18 protein-coding genes and 1 riboswitch are annotated in these 18038 nt (G+C 70.2%); of the genes, 14 read left to right on the top strand and 4 right to left on the bottom strand.

Annotation, left to right across the window (positions count from 1 at the left end; translation table 11 throughout):
- Positions 1 to 5: 5 nt before the first annotated feature.
- Complete coding sequence (gene gcvH / locus OG206_RS09720; protein WP_327114327.1) at positions 6 to 383, bottom strand: glycine cleavage system protein GcvH; 378 nt, start codon at positions 381 to 383, stop codon at positions 6 to 8.
- A gap of 92 nt (positions 384 to 475) precedes the next feature.
- A complete protein-coding gene (gene gcvT / locus OG206_RS09715) occupies positions 476 to 1603 on the bottom strand; it encodes a glycine cleavage system aminomethyltransferase GcvT (protein ID WP_327114325.1) in 1128 nt (375 codons plus the stop codon).
- A 166-nt stretch (positions 1604 to 1769) separates the two neighbouring features.
- Positions 1770 to 1867: riboswitch (glycine riboswitch) on the bottom strand.
- A 184-nt stretch (positions 1868 to 2051) separates the two neighbouring features.
- Here gcvT and OG206_RS09710 point away from each other — a divergent pair.
- The 10 genes from OG206_RS09710 (at position 2052) to OG206_RS09665 (ending at position 13131) form a co-directional block, all read left to right on the top strand.
- Complete coding sequence (locus OG206_RS09710) at positions 2052 to 2741, top strand: AAA family ATPase (protein ID WP_327114323.1); 690 nt, start codon at positions 2052 to 2054, stop codon at positions 2739 to 2741.
- A 192-nt stretch (positions 2742 to 2933) separates the two neighbouring features.
- Complete coding sequence (locus OG206_RS09705; RefSeq protein ID WP_327114321.1) at positions 2934 to 3704, top strand: enhanced serine sensitivity protein SseB; 771 nt, start codon at positions 2934 to 2936, stop codon at positions 3702 to 3704.
- A 255-nt stretch (positions 3705 to 3959) separates the two neighbouring features.
- Positions 3960 to 4709 carry an enhanced serine sensitivity protein SseB C-terminal domain-containing protein gene (locus OG206_RS09700; protein WP_327114319.1) on the top strand — a complete coding sequence of 250 codons (750 nt, stop codon included), beginning with the start codon at positions 3960 to 3962 and terminating at the stop codon, positions 4707 to 4709.
- A 354-nt stretch (positions 4710 to 5063) separates the two neighbouring features.
- Positions 5064 to 6056, top strand: a complete 993-nt coding sequence (locus OG206_RS09695; protein WP_327114317.1) for an ABC transporter permease — start codon at positions 5064 to 5066, stop codon at positions 6054 to 6056.
- Between the two features lie 44 nt (positions 6057 to 6100).
- Positions 6101 to 7864: an ABC transporter substrate-binding protein gene (locus OG206_RS09690; protein ID WP_327114315.1), complete on the top strand. Its 1764-nt coding sequence runs from the start codon at positions 6101 to 6103 to the stop codon at positions 7862 to 7864.
- Between the two features lie 91 nt (positions 7865 to 7955).
- The gene (locus OG206_RS09685) at positions 7956 to 8945 is read left to right on the top strand and encodes an ABC transporter permease (protein WP_327114313.1); all 990 of its coding nucleotides are present in this window, start codon (positions 7956 to 7958) and stop codon (positions 8943 to 8945) included.
- Positions 8942 to 10048 carry an ABC transporter ATP-binding protein gene (locus tag OG206_RS09680; protein ID WP_327114311.1) on the top strand — a complete coding sequence of 369 codons (1107 nt, stop codon included), beginning with the start codon at positions 8942 to 8944 and terminating at the stop codon, positions 10046 to 10048. The genes OG206_RS09685 and OG206_RS09680 overlap by 4 nt, the downstream gene beginning before the upstream one ends.
- Complete coding sequence (locus OG206_RS09675) at positions 10045 to 11514, top strand: ABC transporter ATP-binding protein (RefSeq protein WP_327114309.1); 1470 nt, start codon at positions 10045 to 10047, stop codon at positions 11512 to 11514. The genes OG206_RS09680 and OG206_RS09675 overlap by 4 nt, the downstream gene beginning before the upstream one ends.
- A gap of 18 nt (positions 11515 to 11532) precedes the next feature.
- The gene (locus tag OG206_RS09670) at positions 11533 to 12204 is read left to right on the top strand and encodes a trimeric intracellular cation channel family protein (RefSeq protein ID WP_327114307.1); all 672 of its coding nucleotides are present in this window, start codon (positions 11533 to 11535) and stop codon (positions 12202 to 12204) included.
- Between the two features lie 51 nt (positions 12205 to 12255).
- The gene (locus OG206_RS09665) at positions 12256 to 13131 is read left to right on the top strand and encodes a thioesterase family protein (RefSeq protein ID WP_327114305.1); all 876 of its coding nucleotides are present in this window, start codon (positions 12256 to 12258) and stop codon (positions 13129 to 13131) included.
- A 90-nt stretch (positions 13132 to 13221) separates the two neighbouring features.
- On the opposite strand, the gene OG206_RS09660 is transcribed toward OG206_RS09665, so the two are convergent.
- Positions 13222 to 13845, bottom strand: coding sequence for a TetR family transcriptional regulator (locus OG206_RS09660; RefSeq protein WP_327114303.1), 624 nt, complete (start codon positions 13843 to 13845; stop codon positions 13222 to 13224).
- Between the two features lie 106 nt (positions 13846 to 13951).
- Here OG206_RS09660 and OG206_RS09655 point away from each other — a divergent pair, with 106 nt between their 5' ends.
- From OG206_RS09655 to OG206_RS09645, 3 genes are all read left to right on the top strand, one after another.
- Positions 13952 to 14107: a hypothetical protein gene (locus tag OG206_RS09655; RefSeq protein WP_327114301.1), complete on the top strand. Its 156-nt coding sequence runs from the start codon at positions 13952 to 13954 to the stop codon at positions 14105 to 14107.
- 16 nt (positions 14108 to 14123) lie between these two features.
- On the top strand, positions 14124 to 14528 hold the full coding sequence (locus tag OG206_RS09650) for a DUF4190 domain-containing protein (RefSeq protein WP_327114299.1): 405 nt from the start codon (positions 14124 to 14126) through the stop codon (positions 14526 to 14528).
- A 213-nt stretch (positions 14529 to 14741) separates the two neighbouring features.
- A complete protein-coding gene (locus OG206_RS09645) occupies positions 14742 to 15911 on the top strand; it encodes a cysteine desulfurase family protein (RefSeq protein WP_327114297.1) in 1170 nt (389 codons plus the stop codon).
- A 79-nt stretch (positions 15912 to 15990) separates the two neighbouring features.
- Here OG206_RS09645 and OG206_RS09640 read toward each other — a convergent pair whose 3' ends face one another.
- Positions 15991 to 16698 (bottom strand): N-acetylmuramoyl-L-alanine amidase, encoded by a 708-nt coding sequence (locus tag OG206_RS09640; protein ID WP_327114295.1) that lies wholly within the window; start codon positions 16696 to 16698, stop codon positions 15991 to 15993.
- A 61-nt stretch (positions 16699 to 16759) separates the two neighbouring features.
- On the opposite strand from OG206_RS09640, the gene mnmA reads away from it, so the two are divergent.
- Positions 16760 to 17893: a tRNA 2-thiouridine(34) synthase MnmA gene (mnmA, locus tag OG206_RS09635; protein ID WP_327114292.1), complete on the top strand. Its 1134-nt coding sequence runs from the start codon at positions 16760 to 16762 to the stop codon at positions 17891 to 17893.
- Positions 17894 to 18038: the final 145 nt, after the last annotated feature.

Raw genomic sequence — 18038 nt, 5'->3', positions numbered from 1 at the left:
GGGTCTCAGTTGCCGGAGAACGCGGTGTACTCGTCGGCGGAGAGAAGGTCGTTCGGCTCCTCCGCGACGCGCACCTTGAACAGCCAGCCGCCCTCGAAGGGGGCGGAGTTCACCAGCGACGGGTCGTCCACGACCTCCTGGTTGGCCGCGGTCACCTCGCCGGTCACCGGCGAGTACAGGTCGCTGACCGACTTGGTCGACTCCAGCTCACCGCAGGTCTCGCCCGCGGTCACCGTGTCACCGACCTCCGGGAGCTGGGCGAAGACGACGTCACCGAGCGCGTTGGCCGCGTGCTCGGTGATACCGACCGTGGCGACGCCGTCCTCGACGGCCGACAGCCACTCGTGCTCCTTGCTGTACCGCAGCTGCTGGGGGTTGCTCATGACCTGAATTCTCCTGTACGCGGGGGAGTGCTGATGAACGGTGGTCTTACGGTGTGAGACACGAATGCGTCACGCGGTGCGGCGAGGCCGTGTCACGCGCGGCGCTTGTAGAACGGCAGTGCCACGACCTCGTACGGCTCGTGCGTGCCCCGGATGTCGACGCCGACGCCCTCGGTGCCGGGCTCGGCGTACGCCGCGTCCACGTAGGCCATGGCGATCGGCTTGCCCAGGGTGGGCGAAGGCGCACCGGACGTGACCTCGCCGACGACCTCCCCGCCGGCCACGACGGAGAAGCCCGCGCGGGGCACCCGGCGGCCCTCGGCGATCAGGCCCACGAGCTTGCGGGGCGGGGCTGCCTCCGCGCGGGCGGCAGCGGCGGACAGCGCCTCACGGCCGACGAAGTCGCCCTCCTTCTCGAACTTCACCACACGACCGAGGCCCGCGTCGAAGGGGGTCAGTGCGGTGGTGAGCTCGTGCCCGTACAGCGGCATGCCCGCCTCCAGGCGGAGCGTGTCGCGGCAGGAGAGCCCGCAGGGAATCAGGCCGTACGGAGCGCCGGCCTCGGTGAGGGCCGTCCACAGCTGCTCGGCGTGCTCGGGGGCGACGAAGAGCTCGAAGCCGTCCTCGCCCGTGTAGCCGGTACGGGCGATGAGCGCCGGGACGCCCGCGACCGTGCCCGGCAGGCCCGCGTAGTACTTCAGTCCGTCCAGGTCGGCGTCCGTGACCGACTTCAGTACGGCGGGGGAGTCGGGTCCCTGTACGGCGAGCAGCGCGTACGCCTCGCGGTCGTCCCGCACCTCGGTCTCGAAGCCGGCCGCGCGCTCGGTGAGGGTGTCCAGGACCAGCTGGGCGTTGCCTGCGTTGGCGACGACCATGAACTCGGTGTCGGCCAGGCGGTAGACGATCAGGTCGTCCAGGATCCCGCCGTCCGCCGCGACGATCATGGTGTAGCGGGCCCGGCCCACGCCGACGGTGGCGATGTTGCCGACCAGCGCGTAGGCCAGGAAGGCCGAGGCCTGCGGGCCGGTGACGGTGATCTCGCCCATGTGCGACAGGTCGAACAGGCCCGCCCGGGTGCGCACGGCGTTGTGCTCGTCGCGCTCGCTGGCGTACCGCAGCGGCATGTCCCAGCCCGCGAAGTCGGTCATGGTGGCGCCCAGCGACCGGTGCAGGGCGTCGAGGGCGGTGAGACGGGGGGCGGCGCTCGGGGCAGTGCTCATGGACATGGCTCCAGGGCATGACGACAGAGGGTTGATCCCTCCCCATCTGTCATCGGAACCTGAGAGGTTCGCCGAGACCCCCCGAAGGGGTCCTGAAGGGTCGTCCCCTTCGGGTTCGGCTTGCACCTTGGGTGGGGCCGCGCAGCGGCCCGCTTTTCAGATCTGCCTCATCCACGCGGTACGGGGCCTGAGAGATTCAAGGGAGGAACTTGCTCCTTCGGCGCCCGGCGCACACGGTGACCGGGACTCTCCCGCGCGGATTCAAACGGCCGGTATGCAATTGGCGGGGTCATCATCGCACGCATTGGGAGAGAGTGGGGCGTCCAGGTCCGTGCGGGTGTCCGGAGCCGGACAGCCGCGACACGTACGGTCCGGACCGGTTGTGCCGCATTACCTTTTCTTTACACTTCTTGGGCAGGTCAGTGGGTGAATCGGCAGGGGGACGGCGATGAGGTTGCAGCGCTACGCGACGACCGCGGGGGTCACGCACGAGGTCATGCCCCAGCAGCCGGGCGCGCCGGCCAGGGAACTGACGGGCGGGCCCGCACCGGTGGTCCGGGATCTGCGGGACGGGAAGGGGCGGGGCCCGCGCGCCCTGGACTTCGCCGCGGGGGACGTGGTGGTGGTCTCGGGGCTGCCCGGCAGCGGTAAGTCGACGCTGATCCGGCGTGCGGTCGAGGAACACGCCATCGACTCCCAGGACACCAGGGACAGCTGGGCGGAGGCCCTGCCCGGATTACTCCCGTACGCGCTCTACCGCCCTCTGGTGCGCGCCGCGCACTACGCCGGCCTGTGGCGGACCCTGCGCTCGGGGGCGTCCGTGGTCGTGCACGACTGCGGCACGCAGGCCTGGGTACGCCGCTGGCTCGCGCGTGAGGCCCGGCGCCGGGGCCGCCACCTCCACCTCGTGCTGCTCGACGTCGCCCCCGGGGTGGCGCGGCAGGGGCAGCGGGAGCGCGGGCGCGGGGTCTCCGGATACGCCTTCGCCCGGCACCGGCGCGCCGTGGGACGGCTCCTGCGCGACACCGAGAGCGGTCTGCTGCCGCCCGGGTGCGCCTCGGCGGTGCTGCTCGACCGGGAGTCCGCGGGGGCCGTCGGCCGGATCTCCTTCCCGGAGGCCCGGCCTCCGCAGCAGTAGCCGCCGCGCGGGGACGCCCGGCCGGGGTGTCACCGTTCGCATACGCACAGTCCGCGGCGGACCGGCTGGTCGTCCGGAATGCGGACGACGTGCCGGGTCCGGCCGCCCCTCCCGTCTGCGGCCCTGTATCCGGGGCCCGACCCGGTCTAAGGTTTCTGCCGCACAGCATGGCGAGAAAAGGACACAGACACCGTGGACATTCCGGCCCAGGCCGCGCCCCTTCAGACGAACGGATGGCCGGCCAACGAGCTCGAAGAAGTGCTCGGCGCCTCCATCGGCATACCCGGAGCCGGCGGCCGGCTGGTCGAGGTGCTCGGCCGCAGTCACATCTGGGTGCCCCTGCCGAACGGCGGCGGGCCCGGCAGCGCCGATCTCGACCTGCCGACCGTCGACATCGACGGCGCCGCGTACGTCCCCGTGTTCAGTTCCGAGGCGCAGTTCCTCCAGTGCGTCGGATCGCACCTCTCCTTCACGGTCGCGCCCGCACGCGACTTCGCCCGCGGACTGCCCCCGCAGGTCGGTATCGCGGTGAACCCCGGGGGAGTGGTCGGCATGCCGCTGCCGCCACCCGCCGTCGCGGAGCTCTGCCGGGCCGGCCGCACCCCGCTGGACGGCTCCGCGAGCGGAGGCCGGGTGCGGCTGTACGAGCCGGACTGGAAGGAGGACCCGGTCGACTTCCTGGCCGCGGTGTCCGAGGAGTTCCGGGCGACGGGTGTGGTGAGCACCGCCCGCCGCGCGCTGGCCAGCATCGAGGGCGACAGCCCCGTCCTGTTCGTCGGCGTCGAGGCCGCCGTCCTCGACGACGCGGGGCAGAGCGCCCCGATGGACGCGCTCGGCCGGGCCCTCGGCCGCGTCCAGGTGCCCTGGCCGGTCAGTCTCGTCCTGCTCGACGTGGCGCGGGACCCGGTGGGCGACTGGATGCTGGACAAGGTGCGCCCGTTCTATGTGCGCGAGGCGTACTGAGAGCGAAGTGACGCTCCGCCATGTGGCATCGAGGCGGTGTCGGGGGCGGCGCATAAGCTGGTTTGATGGCGGGGCCGGTGCGCCCGGGAGCGGCGGCACGGCCCCGCGGAGCACACGGGCGGCGGAACAGCGGATCGAAGAGGGGCGGGACCCAGGGTGAGTGCGTCGGGCATGGGGGCGGCCGATGGGGTATCCCCTGCTCAAGCGAAGCCGAGAGTGGGGGAGGAGTCGAGAGCTCGGGGAGAGGTCGAGCACATGCTGCGCCAAGTGACCCCCGGGCGCCTCGACACGTACGAGGAGCTCTTGAGGTCCCTGACCGGCGGGCAGGTCTGGATGCTGCTCTGGCACGGCACCGCGGGCTCCCCCGACGCGCAGTACGGCAACATGGAGGTCGACGGCCTCGGTTACGCCCCCTGCGTGACCTCCGCCCAGGAACTCTCCGCCAGCGGCTGGAGCAGGGCCCACGAGGTCACGACCGGCCGCGACATCGCCCGCTCCCTCTTCCCGGACCGCTGGGGCATCTGGCTCAACCCGCACGCCCCCGGCGGCGGCGTCGGCATCCCCTGGCTCGACCTGCGCCGCATCGCGACCGGACTCGACCGCATGCCGGCGGGCCCGCTGCGGCTCTCCGAACCGGCCATCGAGATCCCGCAGTTCTACGCCCTGCTGTCGCAGAACGCCCACCGCACCCCCGCCGTCCGCGCACTGCGGCGGGCCTGGGTGCAGCCGGCGCTGGGTGTCCCGTACCTGGCGATCGGGCTCGACCTCTACGACACCGGCCGTCCGTCCGTGGACGCCGTGCGCGCGATGATGCAGCAGTCGATCGGCGTGGTCCCCGACGGCCTGCCCGTCTCCACGGTCTCGATGTCCGACGAGTACGACCCGGTCGCGATGTGGCTCCGCGCCAACTCCCGGCCCTTCTACGACCGCGAGGCGCACGCGCCGGCGCCCGGCACGGGTTACGGCTACCCACCCGCCCCCGGCCCGGCCCCGCAGGCGTACTGACGGGGCGTCGGCCCGGCGCGGCCGACGGTCAATTGGTGAGCACATCAACGTGCTTGGGGTGGCATGTCCGCTATAGCGGATTAGTGGCCGAGAGGTCCGCTCACGCAGCACAGCTGTCCGGATAACGGAAGCCTCTGGACAGCATCACGTTTGAGCAAACATTCCCCGTCAGGTCTGGCGGGTGATCGCGAAGGCACCTCAGACTCCACACAGCAGGTGTTCCCTGCCCCGCGCATCCCTCTTTCAAACAGGGTCAGTTCGGGGGTGTGCGATCACGTGTGTCACGTTTTGTACGAGCCGCTACAGCGGCGGTCATGGGCCGGCCACCGTCGGCCGAGAGGGGTCTCCACCGCAATGACGGCACCTATCGAGACCACCAGGGCGGATGTGCAGCCCGAAGCGGTGCTGGAAGGCGCCCCGCGCAAGCAGATCGAGGGCCGTTCGCTCGGCCGGATCGCCTGGACCCGCTTCAAGCGGGACAAGGCCGCTATGGCCGGTGGCATCGTTGTCGTGCTGCTGATCCTCACCGCCCTGCTGTCCAAGCCGCTCCAGGCGCTCCTCGGGCTCGATCCCGACGCCTTCAACCAGAGCCTGGTCGACCCCGTACTGCTGGCGCCCAAGGGGGACTTCGGCGGTATCAGCTGGGACCACCCGTTCGGGGTCGAGCCGCAGACGGGCCGCGACATCCTGGCGCGCATCCTCGAGGGCTCCTGGGTCTCGCTGGTGGTCGCCGTCGGTTCCACGCTGCTCTCGGTCGTGATCGGTGTCGTCATGGGCGTCGTCGCGGGCTTCTACGGCGGCTGGGTGGACAGCTTCATCAGCCGGCTGATGGACACCTTCCTGGCGTTCCCGCTGCTGCTCTTCGCGATCTCCATCTCGGCCTCCCTGCAGGGAGAGGCGTTCGGGCTGCAGGGGCTCACGCTGCGGATCGCGGTTCTGATCTTCGTCATCGGCTTCTTCAGCTGGCCCTACATCGGCCGCATCGTCCGCGCCCAGACCCTGTCGCTCCGCGAGCGGGAGTTCGTCGAGGCCGCGAAGTCGCTCGGCGCCCGCGGTCCCTTCATCCTCTTCCGCGAACTGCTGCCGAACCTGATCGCGCCGATCCTGGTCTACGCGACACTCCTGATCCCCACGAACATCCTCTTCGAGGCATCCCTCAGCTTCCTCGGCGTCGGTATCGCGCCGCCGCAGGCTTCCTGGGGCGGAATGCTGACCCAGGCGGTCGATCTCTACGAGGTCGACCCGATGTTCATGGTCATCCCCGGCATGGCGATCTTCATCACCGTGCTGGCCTTCAATCTGCTGGGGGACGGGCTGCGTGACGCACTCGACCCTCGTGGCAAGTAATCGCGGCCATGCCGCACCGTTCGATCGAGGGGGCTTTCCTCAGCATGAGAAACAGAAAGACAGCTTCGGCCATCGCCGTTGCCGTGGCGGTCGCGCTCGGCGCGTCTGCCTGCAGCGGCAGTGACACGGACACAGACGGAGCGGGGGGCAGCGGCGGGGGCAAGGCCGATGCCGCCCTGACGTCGATCGTCAACAAGACCGACAAGAAGGGGGGGACGGTCACCTTCGAGCACTCGAGCGGTCCCGACTCCCTGGACCCGGGCAACACGTACTACGGCTGGGTGCAGAACTTCTCCCGCCTGTACGGCCGTTCCCTGGTCACCTTCAAGCCGGCCGCCGGCAAGGAGAGCCTGGAGATCGTCCCGGACCTCGCCACCGGTCTCGGCAAGGCCAGCGCGGACGCCAAGTCCTGGACCTACACGATCCGCAAGGGCGTGAAGTTCGAGGACGGCACGGAGATCACCTCGAAGGACGTCAAGTACGCCGTCGAGCGCTCGAACTTCGCGCCGGAGGCCCTGTCCAACGGTCCGACCTACTTCAAGGCGTACCTCGACGGCGGCGACAAGTACAAGGGTCCGTACAAGGACAAGTCGCCCGAGGGCCTCAAGTCCATCGAGACCCCGGACGACTACACGATCGTCTTCAAGCTGAACAAGCCGTTCGCGGACATGGACTACCTCGCCGCCTTCTCGCAGACCGCCCCGGTCCCGCAGAAGGCCGACAAGGGCGCCAGCTACGTCCAGAAGATCGTCTCCTCGGGTCCGTACAAGTTCTCGGCGTACGACGAGAGCAAGGGCGCGACGCTCGTCCGCAACCCGGAGTGGGACCCGAAGACGGACCCGATCCGCAAGGCCCTGCCGGACAAGATCGAGCTCAAGCTCAACGTCAACCCCACCACGGTCGACGACCACCTGCTCAACGACGTCACCACCGCTGACATCGCGGGCACCGGTCTGCAGTCCAAGACGCAGCCCAAGGTCCTCGTGAAGGCCGCCGAGAAGGCGAAGACGGACAACCCGTACGCCGGCGTGCTGCAGTACATGGCGCTGAACGTCAACGTGAAGCCGTTCGACAACGTCGAGTGCCGCAAGGCCGTCCAGTACGCGGTCGACAAGCAGAGCCTGATCGACTCGATCGGCGGCTCGGTCAAGGGCGACCCGGCCACCACGGTCATCCCCCCGACCGTCGCCGGCTACAAGAAGTTCGACCTGTACCCGACCGAGGGCCACAAGGGCGACGCGGCCAAGGCCAAGGAAGCGCTGACCAAGTGCGGTCAGCCCAAGGGCTTCAAGACCACGCTCACGGCGCGCTCCGACCGTCCTGACGAGATCACCGCGGCCACCCAGCTCCAGGGCAGCCTGAAGGCGATCGGCATCACCGCCGAGATCAAGCAGTTCCCCTCGGACAAGTACTTCACCGACTTCGCGGGTGTCCCGGCCTGGGTGCACAAGAACAACGCGGGCATGATGATGATGCAGTGGGGCGCCGACTGGCCGACCGGCTTCGGCTTCCTCGACCAGATCGTGAACGGTACGGCCATCAAGCCGTCCGGTGGCACGAACCTGATGGAGCTCAACGACAAGGCCGTCAACGAGGCCCTCGTCAAGGGCATCGGCACCGTCGACACCACGGCGCGCAACGCCGCCTGGGGCGAGGTCGACCAGAAGGTCATGGAGAACGCCTCGGTCGTTCCGCTCGTCTACCGCAAGAACCTGCTGTACCGCCCGGACTCCGCGGCGAACGTCACGGTCACGGACGCGTACCTCGGCATGTACGACTACGTGCTGATGACCTCGACCAAGAAGTAACACCTGTTCATCGACAGCATCATTTGAAAGGCAGGTGAAGGCGCCGGGCCGGCGGGTGTCAACCCGCTCGCCCGCCCGGCGCCGCACGGCTGTGGCTGCGTACATCATCCGACGCGTATTCGCCGCGGTGTTGCTGCTGCTGGTGGTCAGCGCAGTCACGTTCGCGATCTTCTTCCTGGTCCCCCGCCTCGGTGGGCAGACCCTCGACTCGATGGCCGCCCAGTACGTCGGGAAGAGCCCTGACCCCGACGTCATCGCCGCGGTCAAGAAGAACCTGGGGCTCGACCAGCCCCTGTACCTGCAGTACTGGCACTTCATCAAGGGCATCGTCGTCGGCGCCGAATACCAGTTCGGTCCCGACCCGGTCACCTGCCATGCCCCGTGCTTCGGCTACTCCTTCAAGACCCACACCGAGATCTGGCCTCAGCTCATCGACCGCATCCCGGTCACGCTGTCCATGGCCGTCGGTGCGGCCGTCATCTGGGTCGTCTCCGGTGTCGCCGCCGGTGTGGTCTCCGCCCTGAAGCGGGGATCGTTCTTCGACCGCCTCTCCATGGGCGTCGCACTCGCCGGTGTCTCCCTGCCCATGTTCTTCACCGGCCTCGTGGTCCTGGCGGTGTTCGGCAACGGCGAGTACGTCCCGTTCACCCAGAACCCCGTCGAGTGGGCGGGCGCCCTGGTCCTTCCCTGGTGCACGCTCGCCCTGCTGTACTCCGCGCTGTACGCCCGGCTCACGCGGGCCGGGATGCTGGAGACGATGGGCGAGGACTACATCCGCACCGCGCGGGCCAAGGGTCTCCAGGAGCGCAAGGTGGTCGTCAAGCACGGCCTGCGGGCGGCACTGACCCCGCTCGTCACGATCTTCGGCATGGACTTCGCGCTGCTGCTCGGTGGCGCGGTCATCACCGAGAGAGTCTTCTCATTCCAGGGCCTCGGCGCGTTCGCCATCCAAGGCGTGACCACCGCCGACCTGCCCAAGGTGATGGGCGTGACCCTGGTCGCCGCCTTCTTCATCGTCATCTGCAACCTGCTGGTGGACCTCGTGTACGCCGCGATCGACCCCCGGGTGAGGCTCTCATGAGCGACGTAAGCAAGAAGGAAACCCCCGCGCCCGGGACGGCGCCGGCGACGGTCCCCGCTCCCCGGGACGCTTCGGCGGACGCGAAGGAGTTCCTCTCCGTACGCAACCTCAGCATCCACTTCGACACCGACGACGGCCTGGTCAAGTCCGTCGACGGCGTGAGCTTCGACCTGAAGGCCGGTCAGACCCTCGGCATCGTCGGCGAATCCGGGTCCGGCAAGTCCGTGACCTCGCTGGGGATCATGGGACTGCACACCTCGGAGCGCGCCCGGATCGGCGGTGAGATCTGGCTCGACGGCGAGGAGCTGATCGGTGCCGGTCCCGAGCGGGTACGCGAGCTGCGCGGCCAGAAGATGGCGATGATCTTCCAGGATCCGCTGTCGGCGCTGCACCCGTACTACAGCATCGGCGCGCAGATCGTGGAGGCCCACCGCGTCCACAACAAGGTCGACAAGAAGACGGCCAAGAAGCGCGCGGTGGAGATGCTGGACCGGGTCGGGATCCCCGAGCCGCACCGCCGTTACGAGGACTACCCGCACCAGTTCTCCGGCGGTATGCGCCAGCGCGCCATGATCGCGATGGCCCTGGTCAACAACCCGCAGCTGCTGATCGCCGACGAGCCGACGACGGCCCTGGACGTCACCGTCCAGGCGCAGATCCTCGACCTGATCCGCGACCTGCAGAAGGAGTTCGGCTCCGCGGTCGTCATGATCACCCACGACCTCGGCGTCGTCGCCGAGATCGCGGACAACCTCCTGGTCATGTACGCGGGCCGCTGCATCGAGCGCGGAAGCGCCGAGAACGTCTTCTACGGGCCCCAGCACCCCTACACCTGGGGGCTGCTGGGCTCCATGCCGCGCATCGACCGCGAGCAGACCGAACGGCTCATCCCGGTCAAGGGGTCGCCGCCCAGCCTCATCAACGTCCCGTCCGGCTGTGCCTTCCACCCGCGCTGCCCGTACGCCGACGTTCCGAAGGACAACATCACCCGCACCGAGCGTCCCGAGCTGACGCCGGCCGGCGACGGGCACTACTCCGCGTGCCACATGTCGCGTGAGCAGCGGGAACAGATCTGGACCGAAGAGATTGCGCCGAAGCTGTGACTGATCTGAAGAAGGAGGCCCCCGCGTCCGCCGCGGCAGGGCCGGAAGGAGCCGGGTCGGAGCCGCTCCTCAGGGTCGAGGGTCTGGCCAAGCACTTCCCGATCACCAAGGGTGTGCTGAAGCGCAAGGTCGGCGCGGTCAAGGCCGTCGACGGGCTGACCTTCGACGTCCGCCCCGGGGAGACCCTCGGCGTGGTCGGCGAGTCGGGCTGTGGCAAGTCGACCATGGGCCGCCTGGTGACCCGACTGCTCGAACCGACCGATGGCAAGGTCGAGTTCCAGGGCCGCGACATCACCCACATGTCGGCGGGGCGGCTGCGGCCGATGCGTCGCGACATCCAGATGATCTTCCAGGACCCCTATGGGTCGCTGAACCCGCGCCACACGGTCGGCGGAATCGTCGGCACCCCCTTCAGGCTCCAGGGCGTCAAGCCCGAGGGTGGCGTGAAGAGGGAGGTCCAGCGGCTGCTGGAGCTGGTCGGGCTCAACCCCGAGCACTACAACCGCTATCCGCACGAGTTCTCCGGCGGTCAGCGCCAGCGCATCGGCATCGCCCGCGCGCTCGCGCTCAACCCGAAGCTCGTCGTCGCGGACGAGCCCGTCTCCGCGCTGGACGTGTCGATCCAGGCGCAGGTCGTGAACCTGCTGGACGACCTCCAGGACGAGCTCGGGCTCACCTACATGATCATCGCGCACGACCTCTCGGTCATCCGTCACGTGTCGGACCGGATCGCGGTCATGTACCTCGGCAAGATCGTCGAGCTCGCGGACCGCGATTCGCTGTACGGGGCGCCGATGCACCCGTACACCAAGGCTCTGATGTCCGCGGTGCCGGTGCCCGACCCCCGGCGGCGCGGCGAGAAGAGCGACCGCATCCTGCTCAAGGGCGATGTGCCGTCGCCGATCTCGCCGCCGACCGGCTGCCGCTTCCACACCCGGTGCTGGAAGGCGACGCTGGCCTGCAAGACCACGGAGCCGCCGCTGCTGCAGCTCAAGACCGGGCACCAGGTGGCCTGCCACCACCCGGAGAACGGCGAGGACCAGATCCCCGGGGACGCGCCGCTCGTCGCGGACGTCATCACGGTGAAGCCGGCGAAGGCGGCCGAGCCGGTTGCCGCGGAGAAGGCCGAGCCCGTTGCCGCGAAGGCGGCCGAGCCGGTTGCCGCGGAGAAGGCCGAGCCCGTCACCGCGAAGGCGGCCGAGCCCGTCACAGAGGACAAGCCCGCCGTTGGCGGGAAGCCTGCTGCTGCGGCGGAGAAGGCGGAGAAGGCGGCGGTGACGGCTGAGCCGGTCGCGCCGGCAGAGACCGCTGAGGCCGTCGAGGTCGTCGCAGCGCCGGAGTCGACCGGGACGACCGGGACGACCGAGACGACCGAGTCGGAAGGGACTGCTGAGGCCGCCTCCGAGGACGCCGGAAAGGGCTCCGCCGCACCGACCACGGGTACGGGGGAAAAGCCGAAGGAGTAGGACCGGCACAATTGCCCGGTGCTCAACGAACTCTTCACCCCCTCCGTCCAGCACGCGCTCGACATCGTCGGAATCTTCGTCTTCGCGATCTCGGGTGCTCTGCTCGCCGTCCGCAAGAACTTCGATGTCTTCGGCATCGCGGTGCTCGCCGAGGTGACAGCGCTGGGCGGGGGGATTTTCCGTGACGTGATGATCGGCGCGCTGCCCCCGGCGGCCTTCACGGATCTGGGGTACTTCCTCACGCCGCTGCTTGCCGCCGGTCTCGTGTTCTTCCTGCACCCGCACGTGGAACGCATCCAGGTGGGTGTCAACGTGTTCGACGCGGCAGGGCTGGGTCTGTTCTGCGTGTCCGGCACGATCAAGGCGTACGACTACGGCCTGGGCCTCACCTCGTCGGCCGCTCTCGGACTGGCCACCGCGGTCGGCGGCGGCGTACTGCGGGACGTCCTGGCCAACGAGGTCCCCTCGCTGTTGCGCTGGGACCGCGACCTGTATGCCGTGCCCGCCATCGTCGGGGCCGTGACCGTGGTGCTCTGCATCCGCTTCGACACGCTCAACGCCTTCACCAGCGGGACCGCGGTGATCACGGCCTTCGTGCTGCGGCTGCTGGCCATGCGCTTCCACTGGAGGGCCCCGCGCGCCTGGAACAGGCGCTCGGCCTCGGCGGAGGACAACTCGGCCGTCATCTGACCGCAACAAAAAGCTACCGCTCAGTAATGCGATCGGTGTACGGTGCATGCCATGGCACAGGCAGCAGCGCAGGAGTCGCGCGCGGTACACGCGGTACGGGCGACCATCGGAGACAGCGAGTTCGACCGCGACACCGCGGTCACCTTCCGGGAGGACGGTGTCTTCGACGCGGAACTCTCCGCGGGCTGGACGATCATCCGCGCGGTCAACGGCGGCTATCTGCTCGCGCTGCTCGGCCGCGCACTCGGCGAGGCGCTCCCGCACTCCGACCCCTTCTCGGTCTCCGCGCACTACCTGACCGCTTCCGTCCCCGGTCCGGCCGTGATCCGCACCCAGGTCGTCCGCACCGGGCGCACCCTCTCCACCGGCGGGGCGTCGCTCTTCCAGTTCGCGGAGGACGGCAGCGAGGTCGAGCGCATCCGGGTGCTGGCCACCTATGGCGACCTGGGCGGCCTGACCGACGAGGTCCGTACGTCGGCGGAGCCGCCGGTGATCCCGCCCATGGAGCACTGCCTCGGCCCGGGAGACGGTCCCGCGCCCATTCCCGGGAGCTCGGCCATCACCGAACGGCTCGACATCAAACTCGATCCCGCGACGACCGGCTGGGCCGTCGGAGCCCCCTCGGGCAAGGGGGAGATGCGGGGCTGGTTCGGTCTCGCGGACGGCCGCGACGCCGACCCGCTCTCGCTGCTGCTGACAGTCGACGCACTGCCGCCGACCTCGTTCGAGCTGGGCCTGAAGGGCTGGACGCCCACCATCGAACTCACCACACACATCCGCTGCCGCCCGGCCCCCGGTCCGCTGCGCGTCTCCATCACCACCCGCAACCTCGCCGGCGGCTTCCTGGAGGAGGACGCGGACGTCTGGGACAGCGCCGGCCGCCTCGTGGCCCAGTCCCGCCAGCTCGCCCGCGCGCCGCGCGCCTGACAGCCGTGCCGTGCCGTAAGGCCCGGTTACCGGCGCCGCCCCTGTGGTCGCGCCCGGCCCGGCCGGGATGCGCCGCCTCTGGGGCAGTCCTCAGCGGGGGTCGAGCCAGTGGGCCCTGCCGAGCGTGACCAGGCGCAGCCGGCGACGCGCCACCCGGACGACCTCCTGCCGGCCGTCGGGGCCCGCGTCCAGCAGCGCCGAGGCCGTGAGCACCATGTGGTCGACGTACAGACCACCCAGCATGAGCAGGTCGTCCCGTTCCCACCCGGCGGACTCCGGCTCCTCGGCCAGGACGCCGGCCACCTCTTCCGCGAACAGCCGCAGTTGGGTGGCGATGGCCTCCCGGACCTGGCCCACTCCGCCGTGCTGTTCCCGCGCGATGAACCTGAAGTGAGCGGGCTGATCCGTCACATGGCGCGCTATCAGTTCGACGCTCCGGTCGAGGCGTTCGTCGGTGTCGCCCGTCTCCGCCAGGATCGCGCCGATCATTCCGTGCAGGCTGTCCAGGGTCTCCTCGACCAGTGCGACGCCGAGGGCCGCCGTGCCGTCGAAGTGCCGGTAGAAGGCGGTCGGGGCCACGCCCACGGCGCGTGTCACCTCGCGCAGTCCCAGGCTGCTCAGGCTCTGGTGCTCCAGCAGTTCGAGCGCCGCGTCGAGGAGGGCCTGACGTGTCCTCAGCTTCTGGGCCTGACGGATGCCGACGGTGTGACTCATGCCATTCAGTAAACAACCGTTCTCCGAGACAGGGAAGGGGGCGAAGGGTCTAGACTCAAGAGTCAGTGAACAGTCGTACTCTCAAAGCTCGCAGAAAGGCACCGGCATGTTCGTCCTCGTCGCAGCCCTGCTCCTGCTGGGGGTCGTCCTCGGAGCGGTCGCCCATCTTCCGCTTCCGCTGACCCTGGCCGCCGCGGCCGTGATCGGTCTCTGGCTGGCGGCCTTCGGTGTCCGTGAACGCCTCGCCCGCCGCACCCGCTGACGAAGGAGCTCGGACCATGACGCTCACGACCTCGCACACCGGCCGTTCCACCGGTACCCGGCTCCACGGGAACCGGCCCGACGAAGAGGCCACGTCGCCCGGAACCGCTCACAGCGAGACCTCCTCCGGCGAGGCGGCCTCCGACGGAACCGGCGCAGGCCCCGCCGGCCGTACCCGCAAGCCGTCCCGGGAGGCCGACGGGCTGGCCGTCGCGTCGTTCGTGCTCGGGCTGCTCGGCCTGCTCGTGATGAACATCCTGCTCGGGCCCGTCGCCATCGCCATGGCGCTCATCGCCCTCGCCCGCTCCACCACCCGGCGTGGGCGCGCCCTGCTGGGGCTGGGCCTGGGCGTCGCGGATCTGATCGTCCTCGCGGTGCTCGTGACCGCCAACGGCACCGTCTCCTGGAGCCTGGCGGGCTGATCCGTCGACCCGGACGGGGCGCCCGGTGCTGCTTCGGCTCATCGAGTGGCCGTCCCGGTGGTTCGCGGGGCGTGGCTCTTCCGCGGTGACGCCGGAGTGGCTTGCCGGGCCGGGCCCGGAGCCGGTGGGGACGGCGTCCGGGGTGCCCGCGCCCGCCGGTACGCGATGCGCCCGGCACGCGCCCCAGCACGGGCTCGTAGAATCAGTTCCACCATGGCTTACCTCGACCACGCCGCGACCACACCGATGCTTCCTGAGGCGATCGCGGCGATGACCGCGCAGCTCGCCGTCACCGGCAACGCGTCCTCACTGCACGCCGCCGGGCGCCGGGCCCGCCGTACCGTCGAGGAGTCCAGAGAGACCCTTGCCGATGCCCTCGGCGCCCGCCCGAGCGAGGTGGTCCTCACCTCGGGGGGCACCGAGGCCGACAACCTCGCCGTGAAGGGTCTCTACTGGGCCCGCCGCGACGCCGATCCCCGGCGCACCCGGATCCTCGCCAGCCCCGTGGAGCACCACGCCGTCCTCGACGCCGTGGACTGGCTGGCCGAGCACGAAGGCGCCCTTGTCGACTACCTGCCGGTCGACGCCTACGGCCGGGTGCACCCCGACGTGCTGCGCGAGGCCCTCGCCCGCAATCCGGACGACGTGGCCATGATCACGGTGATGTGGGCGAACAACGAGATCGGCACCGTCATGCCGATACATGAACTCACCGAAGTGGCACAGGAGTTCGGTGTCCCGATGCATGCCGACGCGGTGCAGGCGTTCGGGCAGCTGGAGGTCGACTTCGCCCGATCCGGGCTGGCCGCGATGACCGTCAGCGCGCACAAGATCGGCGGTCCGGTCGGCACAGGCGCGCTGCTGCTGGGCCGCGACCAGACACCGGTGCCGGTACTGCACGGGGGCGGGCAGGAGCGCCATGTGCGTTCCGGAACGCTCGACGTGGCCGCCGTGGCGGCGTTCGCCGTCGCCGGACGGCATGCCGTCGACGGGCGCGACGCGTTCGTCCGTGAGGTCGGGGGGCTCCGTGACGAACTGGTCGCGGCGGTACTGAAGGCCGTGCCCGACGCCCTCCTCGGAGGCGACCCGGCCCCGGGCGGGCGGCTGCCCGCCAACGCCCACTTCACCTTTCCCGGCTGCGAGGGCGATTCGCTGCTGCTGCTGCTCGACGCCCAGGGGATCGAGTGCTCCACCGGTTCCGCGTGCACGGCGGGTATCGCCCAGCCCAGCCATGTGCTGCTGGCCACCGGAACCGACCCCGGCCTGGCGCGCGGCACCCTGCGCTTCTCGCTGGGACACACCTCCACCGCCCGGGACGTCGAGGAACTCGCACGGGCGATCGGCCCCGCGGTCGACCGGGCCAGGACGGCGGGGCTCAGCTAGGAAAACCGGGGCGACGGGGGCAGGGGTGACGCGAGCCGGCCGGGGAGCCGGGGTTCGGCCGGACGCCGGGCCGGTGGTTTCAGCCCGCCGCCGTCGAGGGCCCCGCCGTCGACGGCCCCGCTGTCGACGCGGCACGCACCAGCTTCATGTAGCGGTTCCAGTCCCAGTGCGGGCCGGGGTCGGTGTGGTCCGTACCCGGCACCTCCACGTGGCCGATGATGTGCTCGCGGTCGACGGGGATGTCGTACCGCCTGCATATCGCGGCCGTCAGACGCGCCGACGACTTGTACATCGCCGTCGTGAAGTCCTGCGGCCGGTCCACGAACCCCTCGTGCTCGATGCCGACGCTGCGCTCGTTGAAGGAGCGGTTACCCGCGTGGAACGCCACGTCCAGCTCGCGGATCATCTGCGTGACCCGGCCGTCCTGCCCGACGATGTAGTGCGTCGCCGCCCGGTGGGCCGGGTCCTGGAATACCTTGACCGCACTGGCGAAGCTGCCCTGGGTGACATGGATGATCACCCGGTCCACGCTGTAGTCGTCCGGCCGGTCGGCCCGTCGCCAGTTCGCCTCGGACGCGGCGATCCACTGCGCCGGGGCGTAGTCCAGCTCGCCCGCCTCGCGCGGCTTCGCCACGCCCGGCACCCGCCACCAGACGCGTCTGATCTCGTCCACGGCCAGAGCGGCCGTGCCCGCTGCCGCGACCCCGCCGCCGATGAGCAGCGTCCGCCGACTGATGCCGTGACCAGGGCCTTTCCCTGATGATCCGGCACTCCCGTTGTTCTCCATGTGCTCCTCAACGCATATCCGCGAGCATTCGGTTCCCGGGGCCCCGTACTCTGGACGTGCTATGACTCAGACCTCCCAGCGCCCCCTCCGCGTGCTCGCCGCCATGTCCGGCGGAGTCGACTCCGCCGTCGCCGCAGCCCGTGCCGCCGAGGCGGGCCACGACGTGACCGGGGTGCATCTCGCCCTCTCCGCGAACCCGCAGTCCTTCCGCACGGGCGCGCGAGGCTGTTGCACCATCGAGGACTCCCGTGACGCACGCCGCGCCGCGGACGTCATCGGGATCCCGTTCTACATCTGGGACCTGGCGGAACGCTTCCGCGAGGACGTCGTCGACGACTTCGTGGCCGAGTACGAGGCGGGGCGCACACCCAACCCCTGTCTGCGCTGCAACGAGAAGATCAAGTTCGCCGCACTGCTCGACAAGGCCCTGGCGCTCGGCTTCGACGCCGTGTGCACCGGCCACTACGCCACGGTCGTCCTGAAGGACGACGGCACCCGGGAGATGCACCGGGCCTCCGACATGGCCAAGGACCAGAGTTACGTCCTCGGTGTCCTGGACGAGAAGCAGCTCGCCCACGCGATGTTCCCGCTGGGCGACACTCTCACCACCAAGGACGAGATCCGGGCCGAGGCCGAACGCCGGGGCCTGGCGGTCGCCAAGAAGCCCGACAGCCACGACATCTGCTTCATCGCCGACGGCGACACCCAGGGCTTCCTGGCGAGCCGCCTCGGCGGCCCCGCGGAGGGCGCCATCCTCGACGAGTCGGGCACGAAGGTCGGCACCCACGAAGGTGCGTTCGGATTCACCATCGGCCAGCGCAAGGGCCTGCGCATCGGCCACCCCGCCCCGGACGGCAAGCCCCGCTACGTCCTGGACATCTCCCCGGTGAACAACACGGTGACGGTGGGCCCGGCGGAGGCCCTGGACGTCACGGCCCTCACCGCCATCAAGCCCCGCTGGTGCGGCACGGCCCCGTCAGGGCCGGGCACGTACACGGCTCAGCTCCGCGCCCACGGCGGCGAGACCGAGGTGACGGCCGAGCTGACCGACGGCACGCTGCACGTCACCTTCACCGAGCCGGTGCGGGGCGTGGCACCCGGCCAGGCGGTCGTGCTGTACGACGGGACGCGGGTCGTCGGCTCGGCCACGATCGCCACGACCGTCAGGCGCGAGAAGGCGACCGCCGCCGGCTGACGACGTCCGGGCCGGCCGGGTCGCTCCCCTGCGACGACCCGGCCGTGCCGGAGGCCCCGCGCGGGGATCCCCGCGCGGAAGTGCCGCCCCCCTGTGCCGCCGCGTGTCCTCGCGGGAGGGCCCTGCCCGGGCGCGCGGACGCCTG

The organism is Streptomyces sp. NBC_01341, from assembly GCF_035946055.1.
Lineage (GTDB): Bacteria > Actinomycetota > Actinomycetes > Streptomycetales > Streptomycetaceae > Streptomyces.
This window is presented reverse-complemented; position numbering and strand designations above follow the sequence as displayed.